The 12501-nt window shown below is 39.5% G+C and carries 15 protein-coding genes; 7 read left to right on the plus strand and 8 right to left on the minus strand.

Annotation, left to right across the window (positions count from 1 at the left end; genetic code table 11):
• The first annotated feature begins 2 nt into the window (after positions 1-2).
• Positions 3-512 carry a flavodoxin family protein gene (locus HY987_RS03000; protein ID WP_292755490.1) on the plus strand — a complete coding sequence of 170 codons (510 nt, stop codon included), beginning with the start codon at positions 3-5 and terminating at the stop codon, positions 510-512.
• Between the two features lie 191 nt (positions 513-703).
• Here the strand turns inward: HY987_RS03000 and HY987_RS03005 are convergent, their stop codons facing one another.
• Positions 704-1351, minus strand: a complete 648-nt coding sequence (locus tag HY987_RS03005; RefSeq protein ID WP_292755492.1) for a hypothetical protein — start codon at positions 1349-1351, stop codon at positions 704-706.
• A gap of 322 nt (positions 1352-1673) precedes the next feature.
• On the opposite strand from HY987_RS03005, the gene mtxX reads away from it, so the two are divergent.
• From mtxX to HY987_RS03020, 3 genes are all read left to right on the plus strand, one after another.
• Complete coding sequence (mtxX, locus tag HY987_RS03010) at positions 1674-2369, plus strand: methanogenesis marker protein Mmp4/MtxX (protein ID WP_292755494.1); 696 nt, start codon at positions 1674-1676, stop codon at positions 2367-2369.
• Positions 2370-2664: 295 nt separating this feature from the next.
• On the plus strand, positions 2665-3432 hold the full coding sequence (gene uppS, locus HY987_RS03015) for a polyprenyl diphosphate synthase (RefSeq protein WP_292755497.1): 768 nt from the start codon (positions 2665-2667) through the stop codon (positions 3430-3432).
• An 86-nt stretch (positions 3433-3518) separates the two neighbouring features.
• Entirely contained in the window at positions 3519-4277 is a 759-nt protein-coding gene (locus HY987_RS03020) for a TatD family hydrolase (protein WP_292755499.1), read from the plus strand.
• Between the two features lie 111 nt (positions 4278-4388).
• Here the strand turns inward: HY987_RS03020 and HY987_RS03025 are convergent, their stop codons facing one another.
• Entirely contained in the window at positions 4389-4778 is a 390-nt protein-coding gene (locus HY987_RS03025) for a carboxymuconolactone decarboxylase family protein (protein WP_292755501.1), read from the minus strand.
• 212 nt (positions 4779-4990) lie between these two features.
• On the opposite strand from HY987_RS03025, the gene HY987_RS03030 reads away from it, so the two are divergent.
• Positions 4991-5266 (plus strand): hypothetical protein, encoded by a 276-nt coding sequence (locus HY987_RS03030; protein ID WP_292755503.1) that lies wholly within the window; start codon positions 4991-4993, stop codon positions 5264-5266.
• A gap of 83 nt (positions 5267-5349) precedes the next feature.
• Complete coding sequence (locus HY987_RS03035) at positions 5350-6003, plus strand: 2,5-diamino-6-(ribosylamino)-4(3H)-pyrimidinone 5'-phosphate reductase (protein WP_292755775.1); 654 nt, start codon at positions 5350-5352, stop codon at positions 6001-6003.
• 196 nt (positions 6004-6199) lie between these two features.
• On the opposite strand, the gene HY987_RS03040 is transcribed toward HY987_RS03035, so the two are convergent.
• Positions 6200-6865: a histidinol phosphate phosphatase domain-containing protein gene (locus tag HY987_RS03040; RefSeq protein ID WP_292755505.1), complete on the minus strand. Its 666-nt coding sequence runs from the start codon at positions 6863-6865 to the stop codon at positions 6200-6202.
• 238 nt (positions 6866-7103) lie between these two features.
• On the opposite strand from HY987_RS03040, the gene HY987_RS03045 reads away from it, so the two are divergent.
• A complete protein-coding gene (locus HY987_RS03045; RefSeq protein WP_292755507.1) occupies positions 7104-8024 on the plus strand; it encodes a pantoate kinase in 921 nt (306 codons plus the stop codon).
• Positions 8025-8101: 77 nt separating this feature from the next.
• Here HY987_RS03045 and HY987_RS03050 read toward each other — a convergent pair whose 3' ends face one another.
• From HY987_RS03050 to cobA, 5 genes are all read right to left on the minus strand, one after another.
• Positions 8102-8896 (minus strand): MarR family transcriptional regulator, encoded by a 795-nt coding sequence (locus HY987_RS03050; protein WP_292755509.1) that lies wholly within the window; start codon positions 8894-8896, stop codon positions 8102-8104.
• A 165-nt stretch (positions 8897-9061) separates the two neighbouring features.
• Positions 9062-10456 (minus strand): single-stranded-DNA-specific exonuclease RecJ, encoded by a 1395-nt coding sequence (recJ, locus tag HY987_RS03055; RefSeq protein ID WP_292755511.1) that lies wholly within the window; start codon positions 10454-10456, stop codon positions 9062-9064.
• Between the two features lie 30 nt (positions 10457-10486).
• Positions 10487-10777 (minus strand): signal recognition particle protein Srp19, encoded by a 291-nt coding sequence (locus tag HY987_RS03060; protein ID WP_292755513.1) that lies wholly within the window; start codon positions 10775-10777, stop codon positions 10487-10489.
• 139 nt (positions 10778-10916) lie between these two features.
• Positions 10917-11699: a uroporphyrinogen-III synthase gene (locus HY987_RS03065; protein ID WP_292755515.1), complete on the minus strand. Its 783-nt coding sequence runs from the start codon at positions 11697-11699 to the stop codon at positions 10917-10919.
• A 28-nt stretch (positions 11700-11727) separates the two neighbouring features.
• Positions 11728-12453 carry a uroporphyrinogen-III C-methyltransferase gene (cobA, locus tag HY987_RS03070; RefSeq protein ID WP_292755517.1) on the minus strand — a complete coding sequence of 242 codons (726 nt, stop codon included), beginning with the start codon at positions 12451-12453 and terminating at the stop codon, positions 11728-11730.
• Positions 12454-12501: the final 48 nt, after the last annotated feature.

The following is a 12501-nucleotide window of genomic DNA, read 5'->3' on the forward strand; positions in this document are numbered from 1 at the left end:
AAATGGAAAAACCAGGGGGAAACTTTAATGATTCAATGCCAATGAAATCTATTTTGGTTTTGTATTCATATCATCATCATAATACCGAAAAAATAGCGAATGTCTTCGTTAAAGTTCTTGATGCTGAAATAAAAACACCACAACAGATTAAACCCGAAAAACTTCAAGAATATGATTTGGTAGGTTTTGGTTCCGGGATTTATAGTGCAAAACACCATGAATCTCTACTTGAACTTGCTGATAAGTTACCTCAAGTGAACAATAAGAAAGCATTCCTTTTCTCAACCAGTGGCATAACTGGAAAATCCAAATCAGCCAAAGATCATTCAATGCTTAGGGAAAAACTGCTTTCTAAAGGTTACACGATTGTTGATGAATTTCAATGTAAAGGATTTAACACCAATAGTTTTCTTAAACTATTTGGAGGGATGAATAAGGGCAGACCTAATGTAAAAGACCTTAAAAATGCGGAAGAGTTTGTTAATAAGCTGAAAAGAACAAAGGTATATTAAAAGAACACTAAAATTGGAATTTAATCATTTGTATAAATCATTTTGTAAAATTACAATCTAATATGGGGGATAAGATTAATATTTTAAAATTTATGAGATAACCTCATTTTCAATAAAACAAAAATAACTCTTTAAACTATTTCTTTTTTAATCTGAATTTTAAATATTTCCTGTTTAATCAAAACATTTAGTTAAACTATTTCACCGGCCAGTGTTAAGACCAGAACTGTTATCAATAACACTATGGCTGCACCTAAAAAGCCAATGGGACCCATTCTCCTGGAAGCTGATTTTAATTTTGATGGGCCGTTATTTTCTTCAAGGGCTCTTTTCTCATCAACCAGCATCATTAAACGATTCACCTCAATAACATCATCCGTGGCAATTTTCTGATGATCATGGCCTTTTTTAGAACTAAGTTCATCTAAATTATCCCATAAATCCCCTTTATCCTGTCTGAGGGTGGTTAAAACTTCATCAGAGACTGGGTCATGTTTTTCAAAACGATTCATTATGAATTCGCTTCCTGATTCCTTAGAATTGTTAGGGGTGGTGGAATGGATAGTTACTGGTTTTTTAAGATGATCCAAATCTTTAACTTCTTCAGGTTTAATTAAATCAGAACCGGGATGGGTGGAACTGAATTTTAAAGTGCCTTCTGAGAGTGCCATTGATTCATAATAGGTAAGGGAACTTCCACATTCACACTTTTCAAAGTCATCTGGAGATTCGTTTCCCTGTAACTTGTAATAACCATTACATTCAGAGCAAACTAGATATCCTGTTGAATTATCCGAAAATTTTCGGGAATTATGGGGGGTTTTTCCTTCAAAAACCATTAAAACACCTTCATTTTTTTTTGCCGGGTTAAATACATTGTAACTCTCATTGAAAATATATTTAACTTATTTATCATTGAGTTTTTGATCCAATTGAAACTCCTAAACGTTCAATTTTAGTATGATAAAATCAGTTCTAACTTTTTATGGTGGTCAGTTATGATTTACGAACAATTTTTACCAGTTATAGCTATATTCTTATCATTTATATTATTTTGGTAAAATATTTGCATAACACAATTAACTGAAATCAAATTATGAAAATGAATCTAGTTATCAGTATTTACATTATAAATAGGTTTAAAGGAAAGAATATTAACTAATGAAAATCGCAGCAGGTGTGGGTGAGAATCAGGCCATAGTTCAGGCGGCTCGTAGGGTTGATTTTAAGGTTGTTTTGACGAAGTCAGAAAATGAACTATTAGACCTTTTATTAACCGGGAAGGTCAATGCTGCAGTGAGAGGATCACTCAGTGCCTCCCATCTAATGGCAAGTCTTCGGGGGAAGTATCCTGAAGTTTACCGAGCATCACTCCTGGAGTTTAAAGGACACCAGTTTCTCCTAGCTCCAGTAGGGATTGATGAAGGAGATAACCTGGAACAAAAAAAGAAAATCATTGATTACGGGGCCAAATTCCTGGAAAAGATGGGCTTAAATCCTAAAATAGCAATTCTCTCTGGGGGAAGGCCACAGGATGTGGGAAGGAGCCCTAAAATTGATGATTCCATCCGGGAAGCTGAAGAGTTAACCCGGATCACAAGGGATAAATATACGGTTAAACATTACTTTATATTAATAGAAGATGCCGTTGCTGATGGAGCTAATCTAATACTGGCACCAGACGGTATCAGCGGAAACCTGATTTTCCGCAGTCTTGTTTTCCTGGGTTCGCTTAAAAGCCATGGGGCAGTGACCCTGGGTATTAAAGAAATATTCATTGACACTTCCCGATCCCAGAGTGAAGATGGCTACTTGCGAGCTCTTAAACTGGCAGAAAAACTGGCCAGAACCAAATAATACATAAAATCTATAATTCTAAATCACAATATAAAATTACTAATTAAGTTTAAAAAATCCACTTATTAATATAATAAAGAATTCCTAATAACTAATAAAGAACTCCTAATAACTAATAAAGAAGTCCTAATAACTAATAAAGAAGTCCTAATAGGAATAAAGAACTCCTAATAGGAATAAAGAACTCCTAATAGGAATAAAGAACTCCTAATAGTGATTCTATTTGAATCAAAATATACTATTTGATAGATTATAACAAAATCCAAATTAATCAAAATAATCAAAGGAATATAAAATGTCAGCATTAACACCACTTTACAGGCTGTATGAATGGTATATCTCCAGGAACCTCCGACCGGAGCTCATGCCCAAACACGTGGCTATTATTATGGATGGAAACCGTCGTTTTTCCAAGATCCAAGGAAATCTTGATGCTATTGAAGGCCACAAGAAAGGACTTAGCACTTTAGAACGAGTTCTGGACTGGTGTGTTGATCTTGGTATTGAAATCGTTACTGCCTATGCATTCTCCACTGAAAACTTCAAAAGACCACCCAACGAAGTTGAGGGTTTGATGCAACTTTTCAAGGAAAACTTTGAGGGAATAGCCAGTAACAAAAAGATACACAACAACCAGGTCAGGGTAAAGGCAGTAGGTAAATTAGAACTCCTGCCTGAGGATGTCAGGGAAGCCATCCACATAGCCGAGGAATCAACTGCTAAATATAACCAAAGATTGGTAAACATTGCCATTGGATATGATGGGCGTATGGAGATCATTGATGCTATAAAAAAGATAGCTAACGAAGTTCAAGAAGGAAAAATAACTCCGGATGATATTAACGAGGAACTGGTAAATGAAAACCTTTACACTGCCGGTCTGGAGGATCCTAACCTGATTATCAGAACCAGCGGTGAAGAAAGACTCAGCGGATTCCTATTATGGCAATCATCCTACTCTGAACTCTACTTCTGCGATAGTTTATGGCCACAACTCAGGAAAGTCGACTTTTTAAGAGCATTACGTTCTTATCAGCAGAGAGAAAGGCGATACGGAGTTTAAGTGGAGAGCCCCTAGGATCAATATCCCATAATCGATATATTCTGAAATAGGGATGGACATCTACATTTTAAAGTATAGGTGGTTAAATGATCGACAGCCACTGTCATGTTGATTTTAAAGTCTACAATAAAAACCGACAGGAAGTTATCAGCCATGCACAGGAGAAACTCACAGCCATTGTGAATTCTGGAGCCACACTGGGAGGCAACAGACGCACCCTGAAACTGGCAGAGGAATATGAAAATTTTGTATACCCTACCCTGGGATTCCATCCTTCAAACGCATCTAAGTCTGATGCTAATATTATAAAACAGGCTTTAGCAGAAATTGATGCTAATATTGATAATGCAGTTGCTCTTGGTGAGACTGGCCTTGATTTTAATGGTTTAGACAGTGAAGAGGATAAAAACAAACAGATAAAACTCTTTGAAACATTCCTTGAAATGGCAGCAGAGTACCAGATGCCACTGGTGATACATGCCCGAGATGCCGAGGAAAAAGCCCTGGAAATGGTTAAAAAACACCATTCTATTCCCCAAGTAATATTTCACTGTTATGGTGGAGATCTCCAAACTGCCTGGAAGATAATTGGGGAGGGATACTTCATCTCCCTTTCCACTATTGTCTGTTTTTCAGAGCATCATCAACAACTGGCTGCTGAACTACCCCTATCCCAGCTCCTCACAGAAACTGACAGCCCCTATCTTTCACCATTTAAAGGACAGAGAAATGAACCGGCTTTTGTTGAGGAAACTGTTAAAACCATTGCAAAAGTCAAATCAATCTCAGCAGAAGAAGTAGCTAATGTAACTGATACCAGTGCCCGGGAAATATTCGGGTTTTAATGGTAGAAACGATTTTGAGTTAGAACGATTTTGATAGTAGAATAATTGATTAAATAGCAGATGCACATTCAAAAAAGTAAAATATGAATGGGGTTAATGGAAATTATTTAGTTATTTTTCAAAATCTTCATTCCTTTCCTGGAAAACTTCTTTAGCTGATATTAAGCCATTAATTGCGGCTGGAAAACCAGCATAAACAGCCATCTGGATTATGACTTCGATTATCTCACGGGGAGTGCAGCCTACGTTTAAAGCACCGTGGACGTGACTTTTAAGCTCTGTCTGAGCGCTTCCCAGGGTGGTGATGGAGGCAATGGTAACCAGTTCCCGGGTTTTAAGATCCAGACCTGGCCTGGAATAGATATCCCCATAGGGGAATTCAGCAATGTAACGAGCCATATCAGGGGCTACATCATCTAAGAGTTTTTCCAGGTTTCTGTAAGAATCAGGATTCATTTTTTTCAAATTTTCCATGCCTTTCTGGTATCTATCTTCACTCATGATCACACTTACCTAATATTAGTTTTTCTGTGGTTTTGGGTCTATTTGTATTTTAAAGTATAAATTTGAGATAACTTCTTTACAAGTATACATCGGGGTATACATTTAATATCTACGCTTCCCTAATAATTTAGTTATAGTGTACTCATTTAGTTATAATGTACCTAAAAAAGGACATTATAGACAAACATTAAATTAAGAGGGTGATTAATGTGAAGAAGTTACTCACGAGTTTTTTAGTATTATTGGCAGTGTTTTTATTGTTCCAACCCGTTATAGCTGCAGAAGAATCCAGTTTGAGTGATGTAAAAAACAATGCAGATCAGGCACTCCAGAATGCAAGTAAGGCAACCAATGACACAGCACAGGAAGTTCAAAAAACCCTGGATCCAATTCAGGACATTCTCAACACAATCAGCTCAATTATACAGCAAATACAGCAGATTTTCCAGGACATATCCTACATAATAGGCGGAGGCAACCAGTAAGGTCTCCCTCTTAAATATTTTTATATTTTTTCATGAATTGATCATGGAAATTATTTTAAAGAATAAACCGGGAAGTGCTTATCATAAAACCTAAAGTTATACTCAATGCAGCCATGACCCTCGATGGAAAGATCGCCACCAGAACTGGTAGTTCTGAAATTTCTGGCCAGGACGATTTTTTAAGGGTGCACAGGCTCCGGAGGGAGATGGATGCTATAATGGTGGGGATAAACACGGTCCTGGCGGATGACCCTCGCCTCACAGTCCACAAAATCTCTGCAAACCCCAAAGACAACCCGGTGAGGGTGGTGGTGGATAGTAAAGCCCGCACACCCTCGGAGTATAGGATTCTCAGCCCGGAAGCCCCCACTATCATCGCAGTTTCCAATCAAGCCCCTCTGGAAAAAATAAAGACTCTTGAAGAGGATGGTAAAGCTGAAGTGATTATCTGCGGGGATGAACATGTTGATTTAAACTGTTTGATGGACCAACTGGGAAATAAAGGGATTAAAACCTTAATGCTTGAAGGAGGGTCCACTTTGAATTATTCCATGCTCGAAGCAGGACTGGTAAGTGAAGTAAGGGTGTGCATAGCCCCTATGATAGCCGGGGGAACCAGGGCTAAGACTCTGGTAGATGGAGATGGAGCAGATTATATGAAAGATGCCTTTCGTTTAAAGTTTAAAAAGAGTTATAATCTGGGAGAAGACCTCATTGTTGAGTATGCTGTTTTATAAAACCAATTTTAGGGGTTATATAAATTTATGGGAGATTATGTTAGGGATGTTCTGAGTTTTAAATTTCTGAGTTTTAAAAAATATTTTACTAAGAAACAGTAAATTCGATAAAAAAGAAGTTAATTTGGGAATAATTAACCGGCTGATTATAATTAGCGTTCCTCATTTTATTTTGATTATAATTAGCATTCCTCCTTTATAGTATACCCTTTTTTTGGAGTATGTTCAGAGGGTTATCCCTTAAAACTTTTTTAATTTCTTTTTCAGGTAGACCTGCCCCTAATGCTATTTTCTCAGCCATTTCATAGTTTACCAAGTCTCCTGGTGCATGGGTGTCAGTGTCCACCACCAGATTGGCCCCCACTTCCAAGGCCACCTGAACCACATGTCCATTACCCAGACTGTGACCTCTCCGGGCACTTATCTCCAAAGCTATATCATTTTCTTTAGCAATTCGTGCTTCTTCATGGGTTATAAGGCCGGGGTGTGCTAACACATCAACATCGGTACAGTTAACCGCACTCCAGTTGGTCCCTTCAATCACTGGTTCCACCAGTGTCTCACCGTGCACTACAATGACTTCTGCCCCTAATTCCTTGGCCTTTTTTGCCAGTTTGGGGATTATTTCAGAGGGTGCATGGGTTATTTCCGCTCCAGGAACAATTTCAATGTCCCAGTTATCTCTGATGTCTAAAACTGCGTTAATAACTCGTCCAACACAGTCCAGATTGGAGGCATCCACATGGTCGGTGATTGCCACTGCCTGATGGCCTAAAACGCAGGCTCGACGTGCTATTTCAGATGGTAGGAGTTCACCATCACTGAATATGCTATGGGTGTGTAAGTCTATTCGTTTTCCCATACCGGGTTCTCCTTGTATTTTACTACATTATCTAATTATTATAACAATTTTATCCTATTTTTATCCTTTATTTCTAAGTTCATTAGATAAATCCATTTATATTAGTTAAATCTTTTATCTTAACAATCCCTTTCCTAAACATCTCTATTTTTAATAAACTTAACTGGGATTTACTTTATAATGAATTAATATACCTTTATATTTATTTATCAGAGGATATAATAAATGTGGTGATAAATTGCAATCATTAGTCTTCGCCCCCTCTCACATAACCGGTTTTTTCGAGATCATTGACCACTCTAACCCTCTAATCAGGGGATCCCGTGGAGCAGGAGTGGTCCTGGACCAGGGAGTCCTGACCACGGTGGATGCATGTGAAGGAAATGGTGAGATCATTATTAAAACCAATGGGAAAACCAATGACCTGAACTTTCCACTGGAAGGTTCAATAACCTATAAAACCTTGGATTTACTCAAAAAACATTTTTCTGAAGAAATAGGATGGGATCAGTTAAAAATAATCGTCAATCATCGGATTAATGTACCTATAGAATCAGGATTCGGTGCATCCGCTGGATTTGCTCTGGGTACATCCATAGGGCTCTCAAAACTCCTTAAACTACCTTTAACATTTAACCAGGCTGCTGCAGTTGCCCATAATGCTGAAGTAGATTTGAAAACAGGTATGGGGGATGTTATGGGGTCAGTGATTGGAGGGTTCCCTGTGCGGATAGAACCCGGTGCCCCGGGATACGGAAAGGCAGATAAACTTCTTGATGGCAGGGAACGTGGCAGTAAGGATGATGGGGAAGGACTCTTTGTAATATCAAAAAGTTTAGGAACCATTGAAACAGCATCGGTACTGAATGATCCGGATATGACGCATAAAGTTAACAGTGTAGCCCGGGACATGCTTCAAAAATTATTACTTAACCCTCAGGTTACAAATTTCATGGATTTATCCCTTGAATTTGCCCAAAAAACTGGACTAATTGACCCTGAAGTGATGGAGATTGTGAATGTCCTTAAGGACGAGACCTTGGGTGCGTCCATGGCCATGCTGGGAAAAACAGCATTTGCCATCTCTGATACACCGGATAATAGTGTGGAGGGATCAATAGTTGCCCGGGTTGACCACTGTGGTTGTAGAATTGTTTAAAAAGAAGATTAAGGTGGATTATAAAAACAGTACATGTTTGGTTTTTAGCTATTAATCTGGGTTGATTCATCCTTTTTTCAGGTCAGAACATCTTCAATAACGTAGTTGATCCCTTCCTCATCCATTCTATTGGTTAAAGTTCGGGTCATCTTACCCACTGCAAATATCAGCACGTTTAAACCCCGGTTAGCAGCGGCAACAGCTGCCTGGGGTGTGGCAAATTCAAAATCTGGTTTGATATTCAGTTTATCCACCATGGATCTGGAGACAGTTCCCATGATACCCACCCGCTGGATGCGATTATCATATTTCTTTAGAAGTTCCTGAACATGGTCAAGGTCACAGGCATGGGTACCGCCCTGATTAATGGTGGGGAGTTTGATAATAACTACAAATCCAGGTTCAAGTTCGATTGTCCCACCTAAACTCACCAGTGCCACATCTTCACCCTTTTTCACATCATGGAGAACTTCAGCATGGGCTGGAGTCTTTTCCTTACCTACATATAAGGTTCCTTCTTCCATTTTAAGCCATACTGCTTCTCCTTCCTTTAGGTCTTCACCAGCAATGGCTGGCCAAACAGATTTATATGTATTCATGGTGTCAATGACCTGATCCGCATATTTGCGGAGATCATTAGCACCAGTTTTCACTTTTTCAATCCCACGCTTGGTGATCTTGTAACGTGCCTGGCCACTGCCAGTTTCAACCCATCCTTCATCCACCAAAGTCTTCAAATTCTCTGAAACTGCCTGGACTGTGATACCCAACTCATCAGCAATGTCCTTTTGACGTAGATGGGGTTGACCTTTGGCAATCTCCGCTAAGATCTGGAACTTGGTGAGTTCCCCTTTTTTCTTAAAAACTTTCATATATGCACCCTTTTAGGATTTTAAAAATCTATTAACATCTAAGAGTTTTTTTAATATAATTAATAACTTTGACATGTAAATTTCTTTTTTTTTCAATGGATTGTATTTTCAATGGATTGTACAATAATTTAATATTATACATGAAGTTTTTTTTAAGAATTATAATTACAGGACACCATTCAGGGATTCGTCGAAGAGTTTCAGGAATTGCTCCTGTTTTTCACTGGGGATGTAAGCACCGCAGGCCACAGAGTGACCACCACCACTGCCCCCTACCTTGGCTGCTACCTTACTTATGATATGGCCGAAATGAATCCCATCAAAGGCTAAAAGTCTGGAACAACGCAGAGAAATCTTCAAACCATCATTTTCATCATTTATCCGAGTGAAACCAATCATTGGTTTTCTCCAGTCACCATAACTGAGAATCATGCCGGCTATGGTCCCGATAACCTCACTTTTAATTTCATTACCCTGGAAGTACTGCAGGTTCTTCATGCTTTTAATCCGGTCCTCTTCCTGAACCCAGTTCATCTTCTGGGCCAGATACTGGCGGTGTTCCTTACTTAACATTTCCATATCATCCAGAGCCATACCTCTATCCCCTTTAAGAACCTTTAAAGCTATTTCTGGATTTTTATGCCGGCTGCAGGCGTTGATGGCTGTTGAAAATTCACTGGCATCACGGAGGGGCGAGTACTCTTCCTCTTCCATGAATTCATAGGCATCCCCTGCCACCAGACGGGGAATGTACTTAACATAACGGGGTGGTACTTCCCGGCTCATCATTCTCACCAGTTCAGTGAAGATCCTGCCCTTCTCTTCCCTGCTTAAATCGTAAAGTGTGCGCTGTTTTCTACCATTTTTAAGTGGTATGTTCAGATTTTTCAAAAACTGCATGGCTTCATTACGATTGTTGGTGATGGGAAGTTTCACATCACCAAAGTAGGATAAAGCCACAAATAATGGTCTGGTTTGCCTTCCATAGATGGACAGGTCATTGACTGATCCCACCAATCCCTTATTAATCCCATCGTTTAATATACCTTCATTTATACCCACTAACTTCCCGGATAAACTGTTTTGCATATCTCCAACAGCACTTAAAACACCAATCCAGCTTAAATCATAAAAATCAAAAGTTTTAGCCAGAAGGTAACACATACCTCCCCCTGAAACCTGATATGAACCATCGATGCCGTAGTAGTTGGGGTTTATCTCCAGAAAACCATTTTCTCCTGAGGATATTTTCCTTACCGGGGGGTGATGGTCCAGGATGAGAATTTTGGATCCAGAAGTGTTGAAATTATCTAAATTTTGTCCTGAACCCAGATCTGAGAATATGGTGAGGTCATGATCTTTTTCCAGTTCTGGAATCCGGTCAAGGGTTATAAAATCTATTTCATGGTCTATTCCCAGACGATCCAGTGTTGAGGATAGTATTGCTCCGGCGGATATTCCATCACAGTCTATGTGGCTGTATATTTTAACATCCTCTGCATTTCTAATCATTTCATTAGCTTTAGCCAGGGATTTATTCATATCTTGTATAGCAGCCATTTATCATTCCTTTCCTCATTAAAAATATTTTTATTTGTCTTTTCGGGAACCATTGATGAGGTTGCTTAGTTTAATGAGAACTTCTTTTTTACTCATTTTCCGATCAATTATTATCCTTCCTGATCCTTCCCACCAGGAAGAAGGGTAAGATTTATACTTCTCTACAGAAGGGTTCAATCTCAGTTTTTTAGCGGCCTGGGTAATTTCACGTAATTTTGGTGAGCTTACAGCCTGTTTTTTTGGAATTTTCCTTCCCGCAGATTTGCTCTTTCCCGAATCCAGATAAACAGGCCAGATGATTGTTCTAGTTTCATCTTTCATAATCAACAGCTCCTAAAAGTTGCTCATTTAAGTTAATTTCTATAATAACATGTAATGCATCATTTATTTAGTGATTTTTTTTATTTAATGAATCGTTTTTTATTTTATAATTTTTAATGGTTATTTGCTCATGTTAAAGTTAATGACTCATCTCTTCCTTTAGTTGCATTAACATGGCCTTTACAGTGTACTTGGAGGGGATGGCTGATTTTATTCCCATTTCTTCCAGAGGTTTCTGGGTAATGGGGCCAATGGCTGCTGCTAAAACTTTTCCCTCTTTAAAAGAATTTATTAACTGTTCTTTCTTATCTCCAGCCATTTCAAAGAGATTGGTGACAGTTAGAGGGCTGGTAAAGGTCACTGCATCAACTTTCCCCTGGATTATTTCATCCACCAGCAACTGAACCCTGCTGGTATCATGAGGTTTGGTGGATTTGTAGGCCTCTGCCAGATAAACAGTGGCCCCCATTTTCCTCAAACCCTCAGGGAGTACGTCTCTTGCTTTGAATGTACGGGGAACCCCTATCTTCTTTTTATCAAGATCTATTCCCTGGAATTCCTTCAGAAGGCCCTCAGCAGTATAATCCTCGGGCACTATATCTGCCTGGATGCCGTAATCATTTAAAACTCGTTCTGTGCGAGGTCCAATAACCGCCACCTGGCAATGGGTGTTTAGTTTTTCCTTAAAATCTGGACAGTATTTAAACAGTGATTCCAGTGATGCGGGGGAAGTGAATATTATCCAGTCCTGTTCACCAGCCCGCTGGCAGAGATCCATTAGAGAGTCACTGGCAAAAGCCTCCAGTTCAAGGGTGGGAACCACTAAAGGAATTCCCCCATGGTCCTGAACTATCTCTACTGCAGCCTGGGAACGTTCCAGGGGCCGGGTTATTCCAATTACTTTACCTTCCAATCCATTCATATTGGATCCTCTTTACCTTCCAATCCATTCATACTGAATCCTCTGGTCTATTATTCCGTATATCCTCAAAAACATCAACCACTGGTCCGATTATCACCAGGGCCGGGGGATTGATATGTTTTTTGGTAATGTTGTCCAGAGTACCGATTACAATTCGCTCATCAGGGGTAGTGCCCTTTTCAATGACACACACTGGAGTCTGGGGATCCTTGTACTTCATGATTTCATTAATATTTTCCTCCAGATGGCCCACACCCATGAGAATAACAATGGTATCTGCATTGTAGTTCCACTGAACCTGCCTCTCTTTTTTAGTGGGATCTTCATGGCCAGTTACCACAGTGAATGAAGTGGCCACCCCTCGGTGGGTTACAGGCAGCCCTACTGTGGTAGGGACACCAATAGCGGAGGTTACACCCGGCACCACTTCCACAGCTATTCCCTCATCCTGCAGGGCTAGTATTTCCTCGCCACCCCTACCAAAGACAAAGGGGTCACCTCCCTTGAGGCGGACCACTATATCATGTTTTTTTCCCTGTTCTATGAGTATCTGGTTTATTTCTTCCTGTTTTTTGGAGTGGGCTCCTGCCCTTTTACCCACGTAGATCATGCCTGCGCCACTGGCGTACTTGAGTATTTCCTCATTGGCCAGACGATCATAAACCACTACATCTGCTTTTTGCAGGGTTTTAATGGCTTTAAGGGTCACTAGATCTGGATCCCCGGGTCCTGCACCTACTAAATAAACTACCATGAATTCACCGTGTGAAATTTTTTTATAAAAATCTGTTTGGTACCAAAA

Source organism: Methanobacterium sp. (genome assembly GCF_016217785.1).
GTDB lineage: Archaea > Methanobacteriota > Methanobacteria > Methanobacteriales > Methanobacteriaceae > Methanobacterium.

Coding starts and splice junctions, on each gene's coding strand:
- HY987_RS03050 (WP_292755509.1), bottom strand. CDS start 8,896: ATGAAAGTTTTTAAGAAAAAAGGGGAACTCACCAAGTTCCAGATCTTA.
- HY987_RS03000 (WP_292755490.1), top strand. CDS start 3: ATGGAAAAACCAGGGGGAAACTTTAATGATTCAATGCCAATGAAATCT.
- cobA (WP_292755517.1), bottom strand. CDS start 12,453: ATGGTAGTTTATTTAGTAGGTGCAGGACCCGGGGATCCAGATCTAGTG.
- HY987_RS03025 (WP_292755501.1), bottom strand. CDS start 4,778: ATGAGTGAAGATAGATACCAGAAAGGCATGGAAAATTTGAAAAAAATG.
- HY987_RS03020 (WP_292755499.1), top strand. CDS start 3,519: ATGATCGACAGCCACTGTCATGTTGATTTTAAAGTCTACAATAAAAAC.
- HY987_RS03065 (WP_292755515.1), bottom strand. CDS start 11,699: ATGAATGGATTGGAAGGTAAAGTAATTGGAATAACCCGGCCCCTGGAA.
- uppS (WP_292755497.1), top strand. CDS start 2,665: ATGTCAGCATTAACACCACTTTACAGGCTGTATGAATGGTATATCTCC.
- HY987_RS03060 (WP_292755513.1), bottom strand. CDS start 10,777: ATGAAAGATGAAACTAGAACAATCATCTGGCCTGTTTATCTGGATTCG.
- recJ (WP_292755511.1), bottom strand. CDS start 10,456: ATGGCTGCTATACAAGATATGAATAAATCCCTGGCTAAAGCTAATGAA.
- HY987_RS03040 (WP_292755505.1), bottom strand. CDS start 6,865: ATGGGAAAACGAATAGACTTACACACCCATAGCATATTCAGTGATGGT.
- HY987_RS03005 (WP_292755492.1), bottom strand. CDS start 1,351: ATGGTTTTTGAAGGAAAAACCCCCCATAATTCCCGAAAATTTTCGGAT.
- mtxX (WP_292755494.1), top strand. CDS start 1,674: ATGAAAATCGCAGCAGGTGTGGGTGAGAATCAGGCCATAGTTCAGGCG.